23 protein-coding genes and 1 pseudogene are annotated in these 23544 nt (G+C 42.3%); all 24 read right to left on the bottom strand.

What is annotated here, in order from left to right:
* Nucleotide 1: 1 nt before the first annotated feature.
* Nucleotides 2-778, bottom strand: a complete 777-nt coding sequence (locus AB5Z12_RS17425) for a TasA family protein (RefSeq protein WP_148462759.1) — start codon at nucleotides 776-778, stop codon at nucleotides 2-4.
* A gap of 21 nt (nucleotides 779-799) precedes the next feature.
* Nucleotides 800-1486 carry a hypothetical protein gene (locus AB5Z12_RS17420; protein WP_173716453.1) on the bottom strand — a complete coding sequence of 229 codons (687 nt, stop codon included), beginning with the start codon at nucleotides 1484-1486 and terminating at the stop codon, nucleotides 800-802.
* Nucleotides 1487-1496: 10 nt separating this feature from the next.
* On the bottom strand, nucleotides 1497-2000 hold the full coding sequence (locus AB5Z12_RS17415; RefSeq protein WP_118579094.1) for a hypothetical protein: 504 nt from the start codon (nucleotides 1998-2000) through the stop codon (nucleotides 1497-1499).
* A gap of 465 nt (nucleotides 2001-2465) precedes the next feature.
* Nucleotides 2466-3047 carry an RNA polymerase sporulation sigma factor SigH gene (sigH, locus tag AB5Z12_RS17410; RefSeq protein WP_118579097.1) on the bottom strand — a complete coding sequence of 194 codons (582 nt, stop codon included), beginning with the start codon at nucleotides 3045-3047 and terminating at the stop codon, nucleotides 2466-2468.
* A gap of 14 nt (nucleotides 3048-3061) precedes the next feature.
* Nucleotides 3062-3793, bottom strand: a complete 732-nt coding sequence (gene rlmB, locus AB5Z12_RS17405) for a 23S rRNA (guanosine(2251)-2'-O)-methyltransferase RlmB (protein WP_148462761.1) — start codon at nucleotides 3791-3793, stop codon at nucleotides 3062-3064.
* A 50-nt stretch (nucleotides 3794-3843) separates the two neighbouring features.
* Nucleotides 3844-4269: a Mini-ribonuclease 3 gene (locus AB5Z12_RS17400; RefSeq protein WP_118579103.1), complete on the bottom strand. Its 426-nt coding sequence runs from the start codon at nucleotides 4267-4269 to the stop codon at nucleotides 3844-3846.
* Nucleotides 4254-5663 (bottom strand): cysteine--tRNA ligase, encoded by a 1410-nt coding sequence (gene cysS, locus AB5Z12_RS17395; protein WP_173716451.1) that lies wholly within the window; start codon nucleotides 5661-5663, stop codon nucleotides 4254-4256. Before cysS ends, AB5Z12_RS17400 begins: the two co-directional genes overlap by 16 nt.
* A gap of 94 nt (nucleotides 5664-5757) precedes the next feature.
* On the bottom strand, nucleotides 5758-6231 hold the full coding sequence (gene ispF / locus AB5Z12_RS17390; RefSeq protein WP_118579255.1) for a 2-C-methyl-D-erythritol 2,4-cyclodiphosphate synthase: 474 nt from the start codon (nucleotides 6229-6231) through the stop codon (nucleotides 5758-5760).
* Nucleotides 6232-6536: 305 nt separating this feature from the next.
* Nucleotides 6537-6908, bottom strand: coding sequence for a RidA family protein (locus tag AB5Z12_RS17385; RefSeq protein WP_118579109.1), 372 nt, complete (start codon nucleotides 6906-6908; stop codon nucleotides 6537-6539).
* 130 nt (nucleotides 6909-7038) lie between these two features.
* Entirely contained in the window at nucleotides 7039-8541 is a 1503-nt protein-coding gene (locus tag AB5Z12_RS17380; RefSeq protein ID WP_368357416.1) for a serine hydrolase, read from the bottom strand.
* A 122-nt stretch (nucleotides 8542-8663) separates the two neighbouring features.
* Nucleotides 8664-11072 carry an ATP-dependent DNA helicase gene (locus AB5Z12_RS17375; RefSeq protein ID WP_368357417.1) on the bottom strand — a complete coding sequence of 803 codons (2409 nt, stop codon included), beginning with the start codon at nucleotides 11070-11072 and terminating at the stop codon, nucleotides 8664-8666.
* Nucleotides 11073-11122: 50 nt separating this feature from the next.
* The gene (locus AB5Z12_RS17370; RefSeq protein WP_195477779.1) at nucleotides 11123-11902 is read right to left on the bottom strand and encodes a TIGR03915 family putative DNA repair protein; all 780 of its coding nucleotides are present in this window, start codon (nucleotides 11900-11902) and stop codon (nucleotides 11123-11125) included.
* Nucleotides 11899-13248, bottom strand: a complete 1350-nt coding sequence (locus tag AB5Z12_RS17365) for a putative DNA modification/repair radical SAM protein (protein WP_195477780.1) — start codon at nucleotides 13246-13248, stop codon at nucleotides 11899-11901. Before AB5Z12_RS17365 ends, AB5Z12_RS17370 begins: the two co-directional genes overlap by 4 nt.
* 347 nt (nucleotides 13249-13595) lie before the next feature.
* Entirely contained in the window at nucleotides 13596-14915 is a 1320-nt protein-coding gene (locus AB5Z12_RS17360) for an aspartate kinase (RefSeq protein ID WP_148462768.1), read from the bottom strand.
* Between the two features lie 73 nt (nucleotides 14916-14988).
* A pseudogene (tsaA, locus tag AB5Z12_RS17355) lies at nucleotides 14989-15669 on the bottom strand (tRNA (N6-threonylcarbamoyladenosine(37)-N6)-methyltransferase TrmO).
* A gap of 80 nt (nucleotides 15670-15749) precedes the next feature.
* The gene (locus AB5Z12_RS17350; protein WP_173718265.1) at nucleotides 15750-16094 is read right to left on the bottom strand and encodes a DUF1622 domain-containing protein; all 345 of its coding nucleotides are present in this window, start codon (nucleotides 16092-16094) and stop codon (nucleotides 15750-15752) included.
* An 87-nt stretch (nucleotides 16095-16181) separates the two neighbouring features.
* A complete protein-coding gene (gene rlmD, locus AB5Z12_RS17345) occupies nucleotides 16182-17339 on the bottom strand; it encodes a 23S rRNA (uracil(1939)-C(5))-methyltransferase RlmD (RefSeq protein ID WP_148462769.1) in 1158 nt (385 codons plus the stop codon).
* Nucleotides 17340-17355: 16 nt separating this feature from the next.
* Nucleotides 17356-17919, bottom strand: coding sequence for a phosphatase PAP2 family protein (locus AB5Z12_RS17340; protein WP_118579130.1), 564 nt, complete (start codon nucleotides 17917-17919; stop codon nucleotides 17356-17358).
* 176 nt (nucleotides 17920-18095) lie between these two features.
* The gene (locus AB5Z12_RS17335; RefSeq protein WP_195477782.1) at nucleotides 18096-19013 is read right to left on the bottom strand and encodes an LCP family protein; all 918 of its coding nucleotides are present in this window, start codon (nucleotides 19011-19013) and stop codon (nucleotides 18096-18098) included.
* A 107-nt stretch (nucleotides 19014-19120) separates the two neighbouring features.
* Complete coding sequence (locus AB5Z12_RS17330; RefSeq protein WP_368357418.1) at nucleotides 19121-19873, bottom strand: immunoglobulin-like domain-containing protein; 753 nt, start codon at nucleotides 19871-19873, stop codon at nucleotides 19121-19123.
* Nucleotides 19874-19900: 27 nt separating this feature from the next.
* Nucleotides 19901-20635: a YveK family protein gene (locus AB5Z12_RS17325; protein ID WP_118579139.1), complete on the bottom strand. Its 735-nt coding sequence runs from the start codon at nucleotides 20633-20635 to the stop codon at nucleotides 19901-19903.
* Nucleotides 20636-20716: 81 nt separating this feature from the next.
* Nucleotides 20717-21448, bottom strand: coding sequence for a CpsB/CapC family capsule biosynthesis tyrosine phosphatase (locus tag AB5Z12_RS17320; RefSeq protein ID WP_173716439.1), 732 nt, complete (start codon nucleotides 21446-21448; stop codon nucleotides 20717-20719).
* Between the two features lie 52 nt (nucleotides 21449-21500).
* Nucleotides 21501-22199 carry a CpsD/CapB family tyrosine-protein kinase gene (locus AB5Z12_RS17315; RefSeq protein ID WP_118579145.1) on the bottom strand — a complete coding sequence of 233 codons (699 nt, stop codon included), beginning with the start codon at nucleotides 22197-22199 and terminating at the stop codon, nucleotides 21501-21503.
* Between the two features lie 173 nt (nucleotides 22200-22372).
* Nucleotides 22373-23293 carry a 3D domain-containing protein gene (locus AB5Z12_RS17310; RefSeq protein WP_226815272.1) on the bottom strand — a complete coding sequence of 307 codons (921 nt, stop codon included), beginning with the start codon at nucleotides 23291-23293 and terminating at the stop codon, nucleotides 22373-22375.
* Nucleotides 23294-23544: the final 251 nt, after the last annotated feature.

Raw genomic sequence — 23544 nt, 5'->3', positions numbered from 1 at the left:
ATCAGTTCTCACTGCCGCGGTTTATTTCCTGCAAGGTTCCTCCTTTAATTTCTTCATCCAACATGCGGTAAGCTTCTGACTGGGTAGCAAATCCTTTGCTCTGAATTGCCTGTGCTGTTACTTTCAGCTGATAATTTCCAACTTTCTGCATCTGTGTCTGGTTCCAGTCTGTAGGAATCGCAATATTGGTAAACAGGGTAGACTCCTCTCCAATATTTAAAATTCCATCCCCTTTTGCTCCCATATAATTGAAAACAAGTTTTGAAGCAGTGGAGCGTGCCGTGTCCTTTGTCCACAATGGATTTACCATTGGATAGGCTGCCAGCTGTGCAAGGTTGTAGCCAGGAATCCTATCCTGAATCAGTCCGGTAGCCTTACCTTCTTTTTTGTCATATCCACCGGTAAAAGTCTTATCAAAATAAATGGTTTTATAAATCAGATTCAACGCCTGATCGTCTGTGATCGGTGTCCCCTGACTATTCAGAATGTCCACACTCATTCTCACATAACAGGGCTCGTCCCCGTTTTTGTCGGAGGTGATGTTCTTTACAGTTGGATTTTTGTATACCGTGTATCCCGGATACATATTCTTTCCATCGTTTTCATTTGGATCCCAGTCCGGTTCTTTCAGACCAATATCAAGGTCCCCTGTGGTAAAAACATTGGTCTGCACAGAATTTTCCGTGAAATAAGCCATTGTGTTTCCAATTCCAAATAACATGGCACATGAAAGTACTCCCGCAAATAATACATTTCTTTTTCCTCTGCTCATTTTCATATTTTCTCTTCCTTTCTCTCATTAAAAATGAAACAATCCTGCTTCATACGCACTTTTTGGATTGTTAAGACCAAAATATTCTTCTCCTGTCATCTGCTGAAGAATCTGTCCGGAAATCTTAATTTCCACCCCGCCCATTTCCTGAATCCAGGTCTGCCTGCGGTTATTTACCTTTTTATCCACCCAGACCTTTGTAAATAGAGGAACAGTTGTTTCTCCTGTACCATTCAGGTTCCTTTTCAAAACTTTCGAGTAGTAAAAATACTGTACAGGGTCTGTCTTTTTCTGCTCAGCAAATCGCACCCATTCTCCTTTAGCGGCATCATCACTGTTATAATCAATGGTATAAACTTGGACTACTTTTTCCATATCCTGAGCGCTTAAGACTTTTCCTCTTTTGCTCTTATCCGGGCAATTCTGACTGTAAACGAACTCACATTTCAATGCTGCAAGCTCATTCATATTCAGTTCTGATGTATTGGTTATCTGAGGATCTTTTGCAACAGAAGAACCTGGAACAGTAAGTAATCCTTTCTGTGGATTCCATGACGGCTCTGTAAGAACTGCATCCAGGCCTTTTTCCCCGGCAAATGTCAGCCTGTTTGCAACTTGTCCTGTGTCACCAAGATAAGCAAGTGTGCCGCCAGTTCCCACAGCCAGACATAACCCGGTTCCAAAGATCAGTGCTGCCTTTTTCATTTTTTTCATGTGCACCTCCTTACAGTCTTGCAAAGGCTTCTTCCGGAGAAGAAAATCCTTCGCTCTGAACCGACTCTTCATACACAAGAATATCAAATGGAACCAAATCTTCTTTTTTTACTGTGTTTTTTATAACAATATTATCAAAAACCGTATCTGTTCGCTGTCCTGGCTGAAGCTGTTTCTGATAATAATAGTATCCGTCTTCTCCTGTTTTCCAACTGTCTTTTATCTTAAGAGGCTCACACTGCGCCTGTGCATCCAGATTGCTGAATACTACCCTGACCCGGACATATACCGGAATCACAGAATCATTTACAATACATGGCTTTTTCTTTATGACCGATCCTGGTCCAGGATCGGCCGGAGGATCAAACTCTTCTTCAATGTGTGTCTTATTCTCCACTATCTTTATCCTGTTAACAGTTTCCTGGCGGTCAATTAAATAGGCATACACCATAGAACCTGCTGCTCCCGCCAAAAGGCAGAACGCTAGTACAAACAGCATCCATTTCTTTCTCATGGATCAATCACGGCAGGAACCGTTCCTGCTTACTCCTTTCCTCCTGGAATTTCTGTTATTTTGCAGACCTGCTGCAAAACAGCTACTGCTCAAAAAGACCAGTAACCATAAAATCAGCACATGGGTACCACCTCCTTTACAAAGAACCAGAACGGTCATATCTGTCATTAGGGATTTTTTCGAAAATTAAATAGTAAAAAGAATAAAAGATTTGATTTATAAATACATCTGAGATCAGTGAAATAAATAGAAACTATAATTATTAATATTTTAACAATTTCTAAGATACAATAATTAATTAAATGGATTTTAATAACTGAATTAACAAATTTGAATTAAAGATTAAATTGACGCGTCTTCTGTGACGCATTGATTAATTGATATGATAACATGTTTTTTGAAAAAGTCAATACAGGAAATAGAATTTTTCTATTTCCTGTACCAGCTCCTGGACTAGAAAAGGCTCTAGCTTATTACCTCGCGGATTTTGGAGCGGATTCTCTGCAGAGCATTATCAACAGATTTTGGAGATTTATTCAGGATTCCTCCAATTTCCACATATCCTTTTCCCTTCAGATACAAATCCAGCACTTTATTTTCCATAGGACTTAAATAATCTGAAATTCTTTTCCGAAGATCCTCTGTAGTCTCCTGATCAATAATGATAGATTCCGGATTCTCCACGCTCAGTTCCCAGATTGGACTGCTTTCATCCTCCTGATTCAACGATACATAGGAATTCAGAGGCTGGTGCTTCTGGCGGTTAGAATTCTGAATGGCACTGTATATCTGCCTGTCAATACACACTCTGGCAAAAGTTGCAAAAGATGCCTCCTTATCTGTCTGAAAATCCCGGACTGCTTTAAACAAACCGATCATTCCTTCCTGAATCAGGTCATCTGTATCTCCTCCGATGAGGAACATGGCCCGGGCTTTCTGACGCACCAGCCCCTTATATTTCTCCATCAGATAATCTTCTATGGCTGTCTCTCCAGCCCGCAGACGGGCAATCAGTTCTTCATCACTTACACCATCGAACTTTCCCATATTTCCTCCGGATTTTATTTCATTCTCTGGCGAACCACCTCATAGGCAAGGATTCCTGCTGCAACAGACGCATTCAGAGAATCAATATCTCCCTTCATAGGAATAGCTGCCACAAAGTCACATTTTTCCTTTACAAGACGGCTCACGCCCTCTCCCTCATTTCCGATTACCACACCCATAGGACCGGTAAGATTCAGATTGTACATCAGATCTCCGCCCATATCTGCGCATACGAACCACATACCCTCTTTTTTCAGCTCTTCGATGGTCTGTCCAAGATTAGATACCTTGGCAACTGGTGTGTAGTTCAAAGCCCCTGCAGAAGTTTTTGCAACTGTTGATGTAAGCCCTGCCGCATGTCTTTTCGGAATGATAACACCATGTGCGCCTGCAAGGTTGGCAGTACGGATAATAGCTCCCAGATTATGGGGATCTTCGATATCATCAAGAAGAAAAATGAAAGGTGCTTCTCCTTTTTCCTTTGCTTTATTTAAAATATCCTCAACTGTGGAATATTCATATGCAGCCACCTGCGCGATCACGCCCTGATGGGCGCCTGTCTCGCTTAACTGATCCAGACGCTCTTTCTGTACAAAATTAATGATCGTATCTTTTTTTCTTGCCTCACGGATAATGGTGCGTACTGGTCCATCCTGGCATCTGTCCAGAACAAAAAGCTTGTCCACGCATTTTCCTGAGCGAAATGCCTCTAATACCGCATTTCTTCCTTCAATCTGCTCGCTCATTTGCAGCCTCCTGTCTCTTATTGCCTTTGTAAAATCATTGCTGTTGTTCTTTATAAATTCTCTTCCGGAATTCCTTTTCTCACCAGTTCCACAATTCTGGAATAATCTTCTTTCAGGTACAAATATCCCATCAGTGCCTCAAAGCCTGTAGCCCTGCGGTAATCTGCCATTGTAGCATGCTTGGCCATTGTAGGGGAATGTGCATTTCTGCCTCTTTTATAGACAGCCAGTTCTTCTTCTGTAAGATCAGGTTCCAGAAGCTCCATCATCTTTGACTGCGCTCCTGCCTTTACCAGGCTGCTGGCCTTTTTATGAAGCTGATTCACCGGACAGTTGCCTTTTTTAACAAGGATTGTCCGGATCACCAGTTCATAAACACCATCTCCAATATAAGCCAGTGTCAGCGGGGAATAGGTTCGCAGATCCCTGTCTTTCAGTTCAAACAGTTCTTTTAATTCACTTAAGCCCGTTTCCATTTTACTCCTTCACGTGTATCTTTAAGAATGATTCCCTTTGCAAGGAGTTCATCACGAATCTCATCTGCTCTTGCAAAATTCTTTGCCTTTCTTGCCTCCTGGCGCTCTGCAATCAGATCTTCGATTTCTTTATCCAGAATTTCTTCTTTCTTCACAGCAGCAAGTCCAAGCACATCACAAAGCTTCACAAGAATTTCAAGAATTCCTTCTGCAAAAGCGGCGCTGCTTTCTTCTGTTACATTTGTATTGGCAAATTTGACCAGTTCAAATACAGCTGCAAGCGCATCAGCTGTGTTGAAATCGTCTTCCATTGCTTCTTCAAATTTCTTTACATATCCTTCTGCCTCTGCAAGAAGTTTCTTCTCAGCCTCAGTAAGTTCAACAGCAGATGCCTTCTCCTTACGGTCTTTCAGGCGTCCTGCTGCCTCTGTAATTCTCTCAAGGGCATTCTTGGAAGACTCCATAAGATCAGCACTAAAGTTCAGCGGACTTCTGTAGTGTGCATTCAGCATGAAGAAACGAAGCACCTGCAGGTCATACTGCTCGCTGATCTCACGCACAGTACGGAAGTTTCCAAGGGACTTGGACATTTTACGGTTATCAATATTCAGGAATGCATTGTGCATCCAGTATCTTGCAAAAATTTTGTCATTGCAGCATTCGCTCTGTGCGATTTCATTCTCGTGATGCGGGAAAATAAGATCCTCACCACCGGCATGGATATCAATCTCGTCTCCAAGATATTTCTTAGACATAACAGAGCACTCAATGTGCCAGCCCGGACGGCCATCGCACCACGGAGAAGTCCAGTATGGTTCCCCTTCTTTCTTCGGTTTCCAGAGTACGAAATCCAGCGGATCTTCTTTCTGGTCCTCTCCTGATACCTGAAGTGCACGGAATCCAGACTGCAGGTCATCCAGGTTTTTGTGGGAAAGCTTTCCATATTCTTTAAATTTCTTTACACGGAAATATACAGTTCCGTCTGCCACTGCATAAGCATATCCTTTATCCATAAGAGTCTGGATCATGCTGATCATGCCGTCAATTTCCTGAGTTGCCTGAGGATGTGTAGTAGCAGGCTTCACGTTCATTCCTGCCATATCCTTTTTGCACTCTTCAATATATCTCTGGGAAATTTCTTCTGCGGAAACTCCCTCTTCGATTGCTTTCTTGATAATTTTGTCATCTACGTCTGTAAAGTTGGATACATAGTTTACTTCGTATCCTTTATATTCCAGATAACGGCGGACTGTATCAAAAATGATCATTGGACGTGCATTACCAATATGGATCAGGTTGTATACAGTAGGTCCGCAGACATACATTTTTACCTTTCCCTCTTCAAGGGGTACAAATTCCTCTTTCTGACGGGTCAGCGTATTAAAAATCTTCATTTTATTTCTCCCTCCGGTCAATTTCTCTAAATGTTATTTCGCAGCTGCCAATTCCAGACTTCTGCAGCATTTTGTACTTGTGCGCACAACAACATTATTTCTTGTATAAAAGGCAGACTGCCTGGGAAGCAATTCCCTCTTCTCTTCCGGTAAAACCCAGCTTCTCCTCTGTGGTAGCCTTGATATTCAGACAGTCAGGCTCCATATGCAGCGCTTTCGCAATGTTTTCCTTCATCTGTGGAATATGAGGTGCCATCTTCGGCTTCTGGGCAATGATCACAGCGTCAATATTTCCTACACCATATCCTTTTTTTTCCAGAAGAGAGGCTACATGTTCCAACAGCTTTACGCTGGAAATCCCCTCGTATGCCGGATCTGTATCTGGAAAATGCTGTCCAATATCTCCAAGAGCTGCAGCTCCCAAAAGAGCATCCATAATCGCATGAATTAGTACATCTGCATCTGAATGTCCCAGCAGGCCTTTCTCCCACGGTATCTTCACACCGCCAAGGATCAGATTCCGGTTCTCTGTCAGTCTGTGTACATCATATCCCATTCCCACTTTCATAAGATTATCCACATTTCGTCCCTGCCTTTCTTCTTGAAAGGGATTTTCCTGCATAGCAAAAAATCCCCATGCTATCGTTCGCTATTATACATGATTTCCAACTAAAAAGCAATCCGTCAACAGTTTAATATGCCAGGGATTTCTGTCTGACATTCCAGACTGCGTTGCAACAGAATTCTGCACAATTTTTATTTATGACAAAGGCCTCCCGGGTGAACCCCAGAAGGCCTGACAATATATATTCTAAATATTTGCATATCTTTAAATACAAAAACATTTGACACATTTTCCTGTGGACAGTACTATTAAACTTCTGCGATTACCTCAACTTCGCAAAGAACATTCTTCGGAAGAGTTTTCACAGCGACACAGGAACGTGCTGGTTTGTTTACAAAGTATTTCGCATATACTTCATTAAACTTGGCAAAATCTCCCATATCAGCAAGGAAGCATGTTGTCTTAACTGCCTTCTCAAAGCTACTTCCTGCTTCTTTCAGTACTTCGCCAAGATTCTTCATAACCTGCTCTGCCTGAGTCTCAATGGTATCTCCGTTGATCTCGCCTGTTGCAGGATTTACCGGAATCTGTCCAGATGTGAATAATACTCCATTTAAGATCATTGCCTGGGAGTATGGTCCGATTGCTGCTGGTGCCTTCTCTGTATAAACTACTTTCATGGTGTAAATCTCCTTTCAATTTTTCTTTTATTGTCTTCATGCTATCGCAAAATTTTATTAGTGTCAAGCAATTTTTTTGTACAAGTCTGGAAAGGATTCTGTTTTGCAGAAAGCCTTTTTCAAATACGCTCTAATTCAAATAATAATAAGCCATCGCTGAAATCCTCTGAATATTGGAAACAGCATCGGCTTCCTTTCCTACATTCTCAGACATTACGCATAGAATATAATCCGTTCTGGCTCCATAGACAATTCCAATATCGTGCTGGCTTTTATCATTTTCACCAGTTTTATTCGCTATCTGAACAGATTCCTTGAGCCCGCCAGGAATCTTTGTTCTGGTATCCTGATTCAGAAGCAAAGACAGCATCTGGTCAGAATCCTCCGGACTTACACATTCTCTTCGGTAAATCTTCTCTAGCAAAGTGCCACAATCCTCCACAGAGGTCATATTACTGCTGCCAAGCCCTTCCGGATCTGTATTCGAAGGCGCAAGCGTATGAAGCACAGCTGTCTCTTTATAACCCTGTTCCCTAAGATACCTGTTAATTACACGTGCACCTGCATTGAATTGATTGGAAGCAGTCTGAAGCCTTACCATTTCATTAAAAGACTCATTGTCACTGTAGGTTACCATATTCTCCATAAGCCGAAACAGCTTGTCTGTCACAGTCTGACTAGCTGAATCTGCTTTCAGAAGTATCCCCTCAGCTATCCTGATTTTTTCCATATTTTCATAACTTGCAGCCATTGTAAATGCTTTTATCAGACTTGCAGAAGATATGGCTTTATCATTGATGGAGAACTTCTCTCCGCTCTTCAGATCTTTCACATAGACGCTCCAGTCCCCTTCCAAATTTTCCGTAAATTCCTTCACAGCTTTCTTCAGATTTTTGATCCCCGGATCCGTCAATTCCTTGATACTGCCATCTTTTTGGATTGTCAAGCCCTCTGGTGTAGTACCAGCTTCTTCCACTAATACGCCGCTTGATTCATCAAAATAATAATACCCGGAAAATCTCTTTTCTCCCACATTCATTTCCTGGATATAATAAATGCCACCTTCCTGACACACTCTTCCATTTCTGTCAACGTAATACCCGCCATCTAGTTTTATCTGTCCAATCTCTTCTTTTAGAATACAAACTCTTCCGGTACCGGAAAGCCTTCCAAGGTTATTTACCACATAAATCCCCGAAGTCCATCCTGCTTCCACAGTTCCATCTTCTGCTTTCGGGAGTGCTTCCTGTGAAATGGCTGTAAGATGTGCTTCAGAAGCTTTAAATTTTCCTGTCTCGTCGTGATAATAATATCCATTAAACACTGTTCCATCTACAACAAAATGGTCGAAATAATGTATAGCCTGAACGCAGTCTCCTGAACCATCTTCATTCAGACAGTAAAAGCCGTCACTTTTCAACATATATTTGCCATCACTGTTGGGAATAGGAAGTATCTTAGCTTCCTCTGTAACAGATGACAGGCTGTCGCCACTTTCTGATTCCGCCAATACAGTCAGAACTTCAGGCTTCCATAACAGGAGCCCGCTGTTGCTGCACCAAAATGCTGCCCCCAAAAGGACTGCCATTCCAGCTGCTTTATACAGCCATCTGGTTTTTTTGCCTTTTTTCATGTTATTCTCCTTTTAATAAGGGCAGTATAACCTGTTTCTGCTTTGTATGCAACCTCTTTGTTTTCCATAACATTTTTACAGGCTCTGGAATGTGTTTGAAAAGACTTTCTGCAGGATGTACGTCACAATTTGTGAGAGATTTTGTCCGGAATACTCTCCCAAAATTTTTGCAGCTGTGCTTCCACATTTGACAATGTACACGTTTTCCTGTCATTCCACTCCACCGGAAAAAGATTGCTGTATTCTCTCTGTCGGAACCGTTCATCCAAAAGGAGAATAACACCATGATCCTCCCTTGTGCGGATTACTCTTCCAGCAGCCTGCAGAACCTTATTCATGCCAGGATACCTATAGGCGTAATCAAATCCATTTTCCCCATTTTCTGTGTAAAAAGAACGAAGAATTTCCCTCTCATTTCCCAACTGGGGCAATCCGGTTCCCACTAAAATGGCTCCAATCAGTTTTTCTCCCAGCAGATCAATTCCCTCTGAAAAAATACCACCCATAATGCAAAAAGCTACCAGTGATTCCTGATTCTGTTCAAATTCCTGAAGAAACTCTTCTCTTTCCTGTTCCTTCATAGAGCTGTTCTGACAGATACACTTCACCCAGTTTACAGAAAATTCTTCTTCGTAGACTGCATAAACCTCTTCCAACATTTTGTAAGAAGGAAAAAATACCATATAATTTCCCTTGCGCTGCCATACAGTCTTTGCTATATATTCCGCAATTTTATGATATTCCTCATATCCCCTGCGACTATATAAGGAACTTACATCGCCGGCATTTAAAATACAGCGGTTCTTCTGTGAAAACGGTGATTCCACGTAGATTCCATAATCGTCCTGCCTGTTGCTGAGCAATTTCCTGTAGTAGCTCATGGGCAGTAATGTGGCAGAAAAGAATACGGCACTGCGGCCTTTCTTCAGATATTCCCCCAGGTTCACTGCCGGATTTACACAGAACAGTTTCAGGCGAAACAGACCATCTTCTCCATTCTCAGCATAAACTACATAGTTCTCATCTATCAGTTCTGCAATATTCAGGAAATTACGAATATCAAAATAAAACTTCCTTACTTCATCTTCCAGTTCCACATCCTTATGTGCTTCCAGAAAAGCATCAAATTCTCCCTGAACCTTTAAAATCGTCATAGTTATGGAACCCGTGCCTGGGAGAACGAGGTAATTTCCACAGTCCACCTGTAGTTCTTTCAGCTGTTTATCCAGCTTTCCAAGGGAGCGGTAAAGCCGGGGTGCTCTTTCTTTCATAACTTTTCGAACCCGAACAGCATCTTCCCTGCAAATAGAAGCGCTGTACATCTCTCTTCCCCGTTCTGCCAGATTATGAGCTTCATCAATGAGAAAGACATAATCTCCACCTGCACCTTCCCCGAAAAAACGTTTTAAATGAACCGTAGGGTCAAACACATAATTATAATCACAAATTACAGCATCCACCCATAAAGACAGATCCAAACACATTTCAAAAGGACATACCTGCCATTTCTCTGCCTGCTCCCGTATAGTCTCCCTGTCATATCTGCTCTTCGTCGTCCACAGCTCATAGACAGCGTCATTGACCCTGTCGAAATGTCCCCTGGCGTAAGGACAATGTACCGGATCACATTTGGTTTCGTCCATAAAACACAGCTTCTCCTTGGCTGTAATGGTCACCACTTTGTATTTCATTCCCTTTTCCCGCAGCACTTCAAAAGCTTCCTGAGCCACTGTTCTTGTAATAGTCTTGGCTGTAAGATAAAAGATCGTCTCCCCTTTCCCTTCGCCAACAGCGCGAACTGCCGGAAAAATGGTAGACATGGTTTTTCCTACGCCGGTAGGTGCCTGAATAAAAATCTGACGACTGGCTCCAATTGCATGGTAAACACTGCTCACCATCTTTCTCTGACCTTCTCTGTAGAAAAATGGAAATTCCAGGCTCTGAAGAGAATGATTTCTCTCTTCCTTCCATTTTTTCTGATAACTGAGCCATTTATGATATTCATCCAGAAGTTTCTGGTACCATTCTTTCAGTTCCTCTATGGAGATCACCTCCCGGAACCTTTTCACCACTTCTGTCTCCAGATTGGCATATGTCATCTGGATTCCAATCTTCGACAAGCCTTCCTGAACACCGTAAATATAGCCATAACACATAGCCTGAGCCTTATGAACCTTCACAGGCTCTTCCATCTGTTCCACATTTCCATATATTCCTTTAATCTCATCGATCCAGACAACTTCATCTTCTGTAAAAATTCCATCTGCACGACCTTCTAACCGAATGTCCAGATCCTCATAGCTGCAATTCATCCGCAAAGCAACCTCTGCTCTGTAGTCTCCGCCCATTTGTTTCTGAAGCTTCCGATGCAGTCTGCTGCCCTTTAACATAGCATCTTTGTCTATAGTACCTCTTCGGTTATCAAGATCACCGCTTTGCAATATAAACTCCACAAGATTTCTTACTGATATTCGTGTTACCGGATTGTCCATTTCCAATTTACCGCCTTTTACTGGTCTGCTGCCTTCCAAACAAAGATACCTTATCTGTAAGCATTATAACACGAATTTTACTTATCGGCCTATCCTTTCACAGAAAACTCCGGCATATTACTCCGAAAATGCAAAGCAAGCATCTGCTTCTGAAGTTTCTCATTCCTCCTTGCTTCAATGGATATGCTATCACAAAATGTCTGCCACAGTTCCTCGTACTCTCCCATATCCCCTACGGCGCTCCCTGGCACCTGTATACGCACCTCTTTTCTCATGACGCACTCCTTCCCTTTCTCATGGCACAACGCCTTCTGCCTCTTCTCATCATAGATTACCCAGTTCTCATTGGGAAAGCGATTGGAAAAATGAAGAGCCATAAGAGACAGGATATCATTCCCCGGCTGGATCTTTGCCAACAGAAACCTTCCGCCAATCTCCCTGAAACGGACAAACCCAAAATAATGGTGATATTCCCGCTTCACGCAGAGTGCCATTTTCGCAACCCTGGATACATATGGATCTGCCAGTGCCTCCATTACACGTTTTTCGCATCTGCCTCCCCCAAAAGCCCGGTGCAGCACATAATAAATGGCAGTTCCCCTGTCTTCATCTGCTGAAACTGCCGCCAGACAGATCTGTTCGTAAACCTCGCTTCCCAGTCTCATAAGAATCGTCCTCATAACCTTACCAACCTTACTCTGATCTGTAGCAATCTCCCGATAAGAAGTGAACAATTCCATGCTTACAGGAAAACTGGTCTGAATGCTCACTTTACAGCCGCCTGCACACTCTTTCCATCCATCATAGACAGCAGAAAAAATTCCCTCCATAGAGTCCTCACATACCAGGATTCTTTTCTCTTGATTCATATAGCTCCCACCTTTCTGTCCACATGATTCTTTGTATTTTCTGTATACAGTCTTCTGCTCCCCATCTCGTCTCCAAAGAGGGATAATTGCTGAAATGCAGCTTCATTCCCATGCTTCCGACAGTTCTCTTCATCCAGAAGATTACGGGTAATATAAGATTCCTCCAACCTGGTATTGTACATCATGCGGCCATTACAGGTGATAAAATATAAGGCACGCTTCAGAACCACACCAATCCTCTTCAAATCTGCAAATTCCAGGGAATGGGTTCTCCTGGCTCCAATGATTCTTCTGGCAGAGGTATAACCGATTCCCGGTACACGAAGAAGTTCATAATAATCTGCCTGGTTGATCTCTACCGGAAAAAACTCCAAATGTGACACTGCCCAGTCTGCCTTGGGATCCAGAAGAAGGTTAAAATCCGGATGCTTCTCTGAAAGCAGTTCTGAAGCCCGAAAACCATAAAACCGCATAAGCCAGTCTGCCTGATAAAGTCGGTGTTCTCGAAGAAGAGGCGGACCTGATAAGGACATGAGCAGATCCTTATCTTCATTTACGGCGACAAAAGCCGAATAAAAAACTCTTTTTAATGCAAAGTTCTTATACAAAGATTCTGCTACTGACACGATCTGATAATCGCTCTCCCCCATAGCTCCAATAATCATCTGGGTACTTTGACCGGCTGGTACAAACTTAAGGGCATGACGGTACAGAACCAATTCCTCCTTATTCTGATCTCGCTGCTGCTGAATCTGCTTCATGGAGCGAAGAATGGTTTGCCTGCTCTTATGCGGTGCCAGTTTCCTAAGCCCGTCTGCAGTAGGAAGTTCCAGGTTCACGCTCATGCGATCTGCCAGATACCCCGCCCTGGCGATCAGTTCAGGAGCAGCACCTGGAATGGCTTTCAAATGAATATATCCCTGAAAATGATATTTATTACGAAGAAGATTTACTGTACAAAGCAGTTCTTCCATAGTCCTGTCTGGACTTTCCTTTACTCCGGAACTTAAAAACAGTCCTTCAATATAGTTCCTCCTGTAAAATTCCATAGTCAGACGACACACTTCTTCTGGGGTAAAACTGGTACGCACCACATCATTGGAGGCTCTGTTTATACAGTATTTACAGTCAAATACACATTCATTTGTATAAAGGATCTTCAAAAGACTGATACATCTGCCATCCTGAGCAAAACTATGACAGATTCCGGCAGCAATGCTGTTTCCCATGCCCTTTCCATCTCCCTTTCGATCCACACCACTGGATGTGCAAGCCACATCATATTTCGCGGCATCCGATAAAATCTCCAGCTTCCGCTTCAATGTCATTGATTCCTGAATAATCATCCCGTAACAAAACTCCTTTTATGTAATCTGTGTTTCGCGTTCTTTATTATTCTCAATTTCAGAACGTTTGTTCTTGTTTTATTTTAGAACGTATGTTCTGTTTTGTCAATATCATAAAACGGCACGAAATTTTTTCTATACAAAAAGAGCCATAAATCAAAGATTAATTCTAACACTACCTTTGATTTACGGCTCTTATCTCATTCTTTTACTATTAAAGCTCCCGGACGACAGCCAGAAATGGTACATGCTTACATCAGCGAATTCATGAATACCAGACGTTCTGAACGTATGAGCAGATTTTCATATATGTGAATGCTGCCGACAGGTGACCTATCCACTCAATTTCAAATCTGTGTCAGCACAAAAATATCATAAATTGCTTTCACTGCATTTTCAAAATCACGGTTTTCCACACCGATAATAATATTCAGCTCACTGGAACCCTGGTCAATCATCTTGACGTTTACATTTGCATGTGCGAGGGCAGAGAAAATTCTTCCGGCTGTACCGCGGGTGGATTTCATTCCACGTCCTACAACTGCGATCAGGGCAAGGTCAGATTCCATTTCCACAAAATCCGGCTGAACCAGGCGATGGATTCCCGCAATTACCTGCTGCTCCTTTTCTTCAAACTCATCCTGGTGAACATATACTGTCATGGTATCAATACCGGATGGAACATGCTCAAAACTGATTCCCTGGTCTTCAAATACCTGAAGCACTCTTCTGCCAAATCCGATTTCACTGTTCATCATGGACTTCTCAATGTTGATAGAACAGAAACCTTTCTTTCCTGCAATACCGGTTATGGTATATTTCGGCTTGCGGCAGGTACTCTCCACAATAAAAGTTCCCTTATCCTCCGGACGGTTGGTGTTACGGATATTAATCGGAATTCCCTCTTTTCTTACAGGGAAAATAGCATCTTCATGAAGAACAGTAGCTCCCATGTAGGAAAGCTCACGAAGTTCACGGTATGTAATGGTCTCAATCACAGCCGGATTCTTTACAATTCTCGGGTCTGTTACAAGGAAACCGGATACATCAGTCCAGTTTTCATACATATCAGCCTTAATTGCCTTGGCAACCAGAGAACCTGTCACATCAGAACCACCTCTGGAAAAAGTGGTCACAGTTCCATCGTCCTTTGCACCATAGAAGCCCGGCACAACTGCATTCTCACATTTGGAAAGACGCTTGTTCAGAAGTTTGTCTGTCTTCTCTGAATCCAGATTTCCGTTTTTATCAAAACGGATTACTTCTGCTGCATCCACAAATTCATAACCAAGATAAGCAGCCATCACTTTGCCGTTCAGATATTCTCCACGGGAAGCGGCGTAATCCCTGCCAATCTGTGCTTTAAAATTCTCTTTGATCAACTGGAAATCCTCTTCCATGGAAAGAGCAAGGCCAAGCCCTTTAATAATCTCATAATAACGAGATTTGATTTCTTCTAAAACCTTTTCAAAATCACCGCCATTTGCAGCTGCGTCATAACAGCTGTAAAGAAGATCTGTTACCTTCGTGTCCCCGTCAAATCTCTTACCTGGTGCAGAAGGAACAACAAAACGTCTGCTCTCTTCACTTCTGATAATATCTCCGACTTTTTCAAACTGCTCCGCATTTGCAAGGGAGCTTCCGCCAAACTTTACAACTTTTCTCATAATCCTTATGCTCCTCAAAAACTTTTTCTCCATTTTATGAAAAAATTCGACTTTTTGCAAGGGTTTTTTCGATTTAATTCGTGAAAGTGTTAAATACCTCCAATACCTGCAGCTGTTCTCCATCTACTTTAAAATGAATATCCCAGGATCCAAAAGACATTCCGTATTTTCTTTCAGGGTCTTTCTGATACCCAGGTCTTGGATCGTTTGCAAGGACAGCCAGAAGTGCTTCTCTTTTTTCCTCTGGAATCTTCTTCAAAAGCTTTTCCGGAAACTCTACTTTCAGCTTATGATCCTAAATCTGGTCGGTAAATCCGCCCGCTGCTTCCGGATGGCTGTCCACGTAAGCCAGATAAGGCTTTATATCATAAATAGGTGTTCCGTCCATAAGATCCGCTCCTGATACATGAAGCACCGGTCCATACTTTTCAGAAAACTCTACGCTCTCCAGCCTTACACTGGAAAGTCCTATGGGATTTGGACGAAAAGGAGACCTTGTAGCAAAAACGCCCATTCTGACGTTTCCCCCAAGTCTTGGAGGACGCACTGTAGGAGACCACTCCTTGCGAACAGCCTGTGAAAATTCCCAGATCAGCCAGATATGGGTATACTCTTCCAGCCCTCGAAATGCCTCATGGTTCCGATATTCCGGTTCAAAAATAATATCCGCCTTTAGTTCCTGTATTCTGCCGCTCTGATGGGGAATTCCAAATTTCGTTGGAAAATCACTTCTGATATGAGCAATTACTTTCATTTCCATTGTTTGTTATACCTTTATCAATCTTTATGTGTGCTCCTATAAACCCGCAGATATCATCTATAAACAGCGAACCTCTATTCCTCATGTCCGCCGCTTTTTTCTTCCTCCTTGATTTCCCAGTGAAGCAGGAACGTAAGGGCTGCTCGAAGAGCAATAATTCCGGCTACAATTCCGATTTCTTTCCACTCACGTACCACTACAGTACGAAGAATCTCACTTCCCATTTTAAATTCCAGTCCCATAGCAAGTCCCCTCGCCAGATAGACACCAGTATCTCCGGCATGTTTCAGCCACTTGATAAATCCGGTAATTCCACTCCAGATAATAATGGCAACTCCAATAAACTCAAAAATTACAATGGCGAAACCAGCAATATTCTCCAGAACCCACTCCATAATTCCAGTTATGGTCGTCATCATAGGTACCTCCTTTTTCCTGCTGACAGGATACCTTTTCTTACAGAATATATTTTCATTGCTGCACAGCCTGTAAACAGCAACAGTTTCTTATTTTTGCTCCAGCCAGGTCACCACTTCTGTGTGATCTGTAAAACAGAACATTTCCACAGGCTGGATTTCTTTAACTATATAGTTTTTTCTCGTAAGGAAATTAAGGTCTCTTGCAAGTGTTTCCGGGTTACAGGAAATGTAAACAATTTTCTTCGGAGAGAGTTTTATTACGGAATTCAGGAATTTCTCGCTGCTGCCTGAGCGGGGAGGATCCATAAATACCACATCTGCCTTTTCACCAGCTTCTGCCATTGCCTCCATAAATTCACCGGCATCACCCTGGCGGAAAGATATGTTTACCACCTTATTCTCTCTTGCATTGATCCTTGCATCCCTTACTGCATCTTTATTCAGTTCCACTCCGACCACTTCTCTTGCCTTACCAGAAGCTACCAGACCGATGGTACCAATTCCACAATATGCATCAATGACTTTTTCTTTCCCTGTCAGTCCTGCAAATTCCACAGCTTTACCATAAAGAAGTTCGGTCTGCACTGGATTTACCTGATAGAAGGATTTCGGTGAAATACGGAAGGATTTTCCACAAAGGGTATCACGGATAAATCCCTTACCATAAAGTACGATTTCCCGCTCGCCAAGAACCATGCTTGTATTTTTGTCATTAATATTTAATACCACAGTACTGATCTCTGGATGAACTTTTCTTAATGCCTTCACAAAGTTATTCTTGGATGGAAAAATAGGAGAGGCGACCACCAGTACTACCATTACCTCACCTGTAGAAAAGCCACGACGCACCAGTACATGGCGCAGAAGTCCATATCCGGTATCCTCATCATATGTTTTGATCTTAAAAGACTTCAGCATTCCCCGAATGGTACGGATGATTTCCTGACTCTTCTTATCCTCAATCAGACACTGTTCAATAGAAACCACTCTGTGGGTACCAGCCTCATAAATTCCAGAAATAATATTTCCCTTCCGGTCACGGTCAAATACAGCATGAACTTTATTCCGGTAAAAATAAGGATCTTTCATTCCAATTACCGGCTTCACATTCCCAAACTTCTTCAAAAGCCCCTGTACCTGATTTTGCTTCTTTTTAAGCTGTGCGGAATAAGGCACACCCTGATACTGGCACCCACCGCACTTTTTTGCGTATGGACAGACTGTCTGTGTTTTTTTCTCTTCCATAAATTCTCCCTTATCTTTATTTTGCTTTTCGTTCTTCATAATATCTGACTAGAGCGTGCTCTAGCTTCAGCGCCGCCAACGCACTAAAAGTGCCTACAAGGGCTCCAGCCAGCACATCTGTAGGATAGTGTACTCCCACGTACAATCGGGACAAAGCGATCAGTACTGCCAGGACCATGGCTGCTTTTCCCCATTTTCCAGGAAAGGCTTTATAATATACGCCTGCACAGGCAAAAGATGCGCAGGTATGACCTGATGGAAAAGAATAGTCCTTCAGCCTGGCAACCAGAGGCACAAGTCCCTCCACAGAATCATAAGGTCTTATACGCGCTACCAGATCCTTAAGGCATAAATTCGTAACCACTGCCCCTATAGCTAGTGCCAGAAGTGCGGTTACACCTGCCTTTCTTGTCTTCTTTGGAAAAAGAAAGAGCAGCCCCAAAACAATCCAGAACCAGCCTCCGTCTCCTAGAAAGGTAATTCCCTTCCACAGCCAGGTAAACAGATCACTTCTTAAATACTGCTGTATAAAAAGCAGAATCTGTGCATCAATATTATGTATCCATTCAAGCAATTCCACTTATCCTCCACCCGCTTTCAATTCTGATTGCTGTCTATATATTTCTATAATTTATTTTTATAATGGTTCAGCAGACAGTGTGTAACTGCAAAGGAACTCAACAGCTGCTTTTATTTCGTTATTATAGCGTAAAAGACGGTTCGTGTGGTGCGAACCGTCTTAATTCTTTTTAATTCTTATTCACCTGCGTGATACAGGATCTGCTGAAGATATTGCCGATTCTGCTCAAGATCAGGAACCAGAACCTGCATGCCGTCAATCGTCTGAGGTGTGTAGGCTCCATCCTCCGGAATCCGGTATGATGCAATTTCATCTGTACCGATGTTCATCACATCCATGGCATATCCGGTTATATCCCACAAAGAAAGATCCGTAGTAACCATTGGAAGAACATCCTTAACCAGACCTGCAATATCAAAAACTCCCAGATCTTTTATCTTGGCAAAAGCAGCCATAAGTACTTCCTGCTGCCGCTCTGTTCTCCGATAATCGGAATTTCCAATAGAACGGTTGCGTGCATGGATAAGTGCCTGTTCTCCATCCAGATGGTTCATTCCTTCCTGAAGATTCCAGTCGCTTCGAAGAGGCTGAGGGTAAAGAACACTCTGATCTCGTCCGCAGATATAATCTGCTTCCGCCTGAGTCAGCTCCAGATCTATTCCTCCAACCTTGTCAACCAGAACCTGGAAAACTTCAAAATCCACTTCCACATTTCCATCTATCTTTACTCCGAAATTTTCTTCCAGAGTCTGGTCCAAAAGATCCATTCCTCCATATGCGTAAGCCGCATTAATACGAGTAGTCGAATATCCAGGAATGGCAACATAAAGATCTCTCATAAAAGAGGTCAGGCTTACAGTACCCTGATCCTTGTCCAATGTAGCAAGAATCATGGAATCGGAACGCTGACGGGACTCTCCCTCTCTTTTGTCCTGTCCGATCAGCAAAATACTCTTGATATTGCTGGTGGCCGCTTCAGCATCCGTATTCTCTGCCTTTACTGTATATGCAAACGCCAGGCTCACAGCCGGGCTTTCCAGAAACAGCACCGCGCCAAGGCAGATAAGGGTCTTCTTCCATATGGTAGATCTCATATATTTGCTCCTATGTACATGTGCATGGTCAAAAAGGAATCTTTCTGCCGGTTCTTTCATAACCAGCAGTCGCTAATGATTACTGTTCACTCCGTTCACAGTAATCATTATTTTACTACAATTGTCAGAACAGCTCCGTTTGAAGCATTGCCATTGGAGTCAACAACATAATAAGTCAGTTCATAAGTACCCGGAGTATTCACATCAACGGTTCCAGTGATCTGAATCTTACGATAAAGATCACTTGTTGAATCTTTATCGTCTTGAATGTCTTTGACATAACTCAGTCTGTCAATCTGTGTTCCCTTGGCAATTTCAACGTAGTAAGTATTCAGATAAAAACGCGGATCCTGAGGGTTCAGCTGGTCAATCTTTTCTTCTTCCCTTTCCTGCGCTTTTTCTTCTGTCATTTCTGGTTCTTCTTCATCTTCTGAATCAGTCTCATTTTCATCCTGCAGGGCTTCATCCGTTTCTGCATCTGTATCTGTATTGTCAGAAGAAGTTTTGGTTTCTGAAGTAAATCCCATAAGATTTCCCTCGGAAGTCATATGATAAGTTACCTTTGTTACATTGTTACTGTTATCCTTTGCAACATAAACAACTGTGACTTCATCCCCTTTTTCATTTGGATAAACATTCTCAACTGTCAGGCTGGCTGAAACATCTCCATCTCTCTTGTCAACAGCTTTTACTCCTTCCAGAAGATCTTCCGTTGTCATATCCGAAGTGTAGCTGTTTTTCTTGCTCTCTGCAATGGTAATTTCCGGTCCCTTGCGATCCTGCCTCATATACAGCCATCCCAGGATTCCGGTCGCTCCTATTGCCACTGCCGCCATTAAAACAATCAACCATTTACGCATATCTGCAGCTCCTTATACTCAATTTCATCAGCGACGTTTTCTTGATTTCTGTTTCTTGGATCTGCTTTCTTTCTCTGAATATGGAATGCTTCCCAGAACAGAAAGTCCAAGATAACGCTCTACATCTTCCTCAACCTTGATCGTATCATTTGTAAGATAAATGATGATCACAATCGCCATTGCAATGATAACACCTAAAAGTCCACCGATCACACCATTCTTCGCAAGGCTTGGGCTGGCTTTTTCACTTGGGATGTTTGCGCTGTCAACTACGTTAACCGCCTCAATATCCATAACTGACTGAATGTGCTCTGCTGCCATATCACGGATAGCATTGGCCATCTCGCTTGCTGTATATGGATCTTCATCAGATACTATGATCGTTACAATACGGCTGTCTGTAGAAGTATCTACCGTCAGTTTGCCAAGCAGCTGCTGATAGGTAATATTAAGATTCAGCTGTGCAATTACACCTTCAAGAACTGTACGGCTCTTAATAAGTTCCGCATAGTCCTTAGTCAGCTGTGTACTGGTCTGCATATCAGCACTGGTCAGTGTATTGCTGTCCTGTTTATTCAGCACCATGATCTTCGTGGTAGATTCATACTGTGGAGTGATAAAAAGCATTGTTCCGATAATGGAAATCACACCCAGAATGATACCGGAAAGAATAATCACTCCCAGCCTGCTAAGAATCAGGTGAAAAATCTCACCTAAATCGATTTCAATTTCATCGTTATTATTTGTAACCTGATTTTCCATTCTTCTTCTCCGTTACCCTGTAATTTTCTTTACTTTTTCTAAACAGATACATCGTTTCCAACGACATCCCATATATAAAAGTCAAAATCTCTCGTTATTTATAATGCACTCCGGATTGCTGATAAAAATCATATCCGCGTAATCCGTACCCATCATTTTTTCAATTTTGTCGTAACATTTGCCAATGTGAGGCGTTCGTCTGGCCAGATCATGACCGTCAGACCCCACAAAATCCAACATTTCTTCTTTAATTACTTTCTTGCAGAAACGCTTGATCATAAAACCATCCTCACCAATAATACTGTCCGCATTCATCTGAATATAGGCACCCATATCCCTGAGTTCATCAATAAAATCCAGACCGTTTTTTACTACCGAATGATAGCGTTCTACATGTGCGATAATAGGATAATACCCCTTCCGGATCAATGCCTGCACCCGTTCCCTGATATAGGACTTTTCGTCTGAAGTCCGAAACTCCGTTAACACATAACGGGAACCTGACATGGTAAGTCTTTCCCCTTTTTTCAGACAGTCTGTCATATCCATACTGGAATGAAGCTCGCAGCCCAAATACATCTGAATACCGTCTTCTCCAATCTCAGCGGCAGCCTTCCTCACACGAAGGAACTGCTTCTTAACCTGTTCCAGAGACGGCTCAAACATATCATATCGAAAATGCGGAGTGGCAATAATGTTGCGGACACCATCATCATATTCCTTCTGGAGCATGCGTACAGATGTCTTGAGATCCTTCGCTCCATCATCAACTCCCGGAACAATATGACAGTGAATATCATAAATACCTTTCATTCGCTTCGCCCATTTCCAATCTTTTCATATAACAATCTCGAATAATGACGGATCAATATTTTCCGTATTCTCCGTACTTGCCATATTTGCCATATTTACCATACTTACCGTATTTACCGTATTCCTTAGTATCTACCTTGTTCAAAATTGCACCTATGATCGGACAGTTGGTCTTCTCCAGCTGCCCCTTGATCTCCTGTACAAAATGGTAGCTGATACTGCCGGATTCGATTACAATGACAGTTCCATCGCAGGAATCCGCCACAACTGCACAGTCGATTACTCGTCCAAGAGGCGGTGTATCTATGATAATGTAATCATATACATCTCTTACAACACGGATCATGTCTTTAAACTGTCTGCTTCCTAAAAGCTCTGCCGGGTTCGGCGGTACAACACCGGAAAAAATAATGTGAAACTTGGGAAGATTGGTTGCGCAGATAACGTCCTGCAGTTTCGCCTGCTTGGACAGGTAGTGGGTCAGTCCCTTCACTTCTTCCTCAACCTGTACACGTCCCATAAGTACGGATTTACGAAGGTCTGCATCAATCAAAAGTACAGATTTACCACTCTCTGCAAGGGAAGCTGCAAGATGGAAAGTTACATTACTCTTTCCTTCATTCGGGGTACAGCTTGTAAATGCAATCACCTTTTTGTCGGCACCGCAAAATTGAATGTTTGTACGAAGTGCCTTATAAGCCTCATCCATGGATGAATCAGCTTTCCAGTCGCTAATTTTTACTTTTACCATAATTTTGTTTTCACCTTATCTATTTGTTATCCTGTAAATCTGCCATATTTTCCTTCTGATTTCCCATAATTCACGTCATGGCAGTATCTGCCTAAACATTATACACTAGAAGTACCGCATTGGCTAGTACATTTTCGAACTAAATATGCACAATTTTTCACAAAATTTTCATATTATTCTTGATTCCCTTCCTGAATCCCTTCTATACCCTGAACGGATGATCCCTCTTCCAAAAGATAAACTTCTACATCAAATACACCGCTGTTCAATGCTTCCGCATGGCTTCCCATATAAATATCAATGCGGTTGTTCTTAATGGCGCCGCCGCAATCTTCGGCCACATAGACCTGTCCATTGATGACTACTTTAGAGCCATAAGGAATTACAGTTGGATCTACTGCAATAGTGCGGTTCGTGGTAGCTGTCACACCTGTGGATGTGATTCCGTTTGCCCACGGACCGCAGCAAATGCTGCACTGGCAGTAATGGGTAATATGGAAAACACCAAGTGGACGAAGGCTGCTGTCTGCGGAAACCATAATCGGCTGTCCTTCAAGAACACCTGCATTTCCCCCTGTCTGGGTAACACCTTCTACTGCTTCTGCAAATACGCCCTCTCCTGTACTTTTATGTATAATTCCTGCTTCTACAGTTCCATCTGAGGTTGCATCTGAAGCTACCTGATTCTTATCTTCATACCCCTCCAAAACAGAGGTTGGGATATATCCCACCTGTTCTTCTCCATTATCATCCTCAAATAGAATCCTGCTCCAGATATCATCAATAGTACCTGTACGGCTGATTTCATCTTCTTCCAGCACTTCACCGATCACAGAACCCTCTTTTCTGCCAGGATAATCTAATACATCTGTATCTGCCGCTACTGTGACAGTATCCTGGACTTCCGTAATCTCGTCCTCGATTTTCCCGGAATCCTTTTTTTCGATAGCTTCTTCTGAAACTGTTTCTTCTTTATTATCAGTATTTTCCTGTGCTGTACCTGAAATGGCCGGACCGGCTATTTCCGCTCCAAGCGCAGAAACAGGCATACATGCGGAAACACATACTGCCATAACCAGAAATCTTTTTTTCATAAATTTATATCTCCTGATCTGTTCAATTTTCCCCTCTACTCTTTGTTTATCATAGCACAGCTATTTTCTTATTTCAAATCCCATCAGGCTTTTTAGAAATTTTTCACATTTATTATTGTAGCTTTTTTATTTTTTCATTAAAAAAAACATTATTTCATTTTTTTCAAAAAAACATTGTCAAGCGTTTTTGAAAATGTCCTAAAATAATTGAAGTATTAGCCCCGGCTTTTTGCTGGGGCTTGTTATATTGA

This window comes from Ruminococcus sp. RTP21358st1_G6_RTP21358_211008 (assembly GCF_040908885.1).
Taxonomy (GTDB): domain Bacteria; phylum Bacillota; class Clostridia; order Lachnospirales; family Lachnospiraceae; genus Blautia_A; species Blautia_A faecis.
The sequence above is the reverse complement of the archived record's forward strand: the minus strand, read 5'-3'. Positions and strand labels throughout refer to the sequence as shown.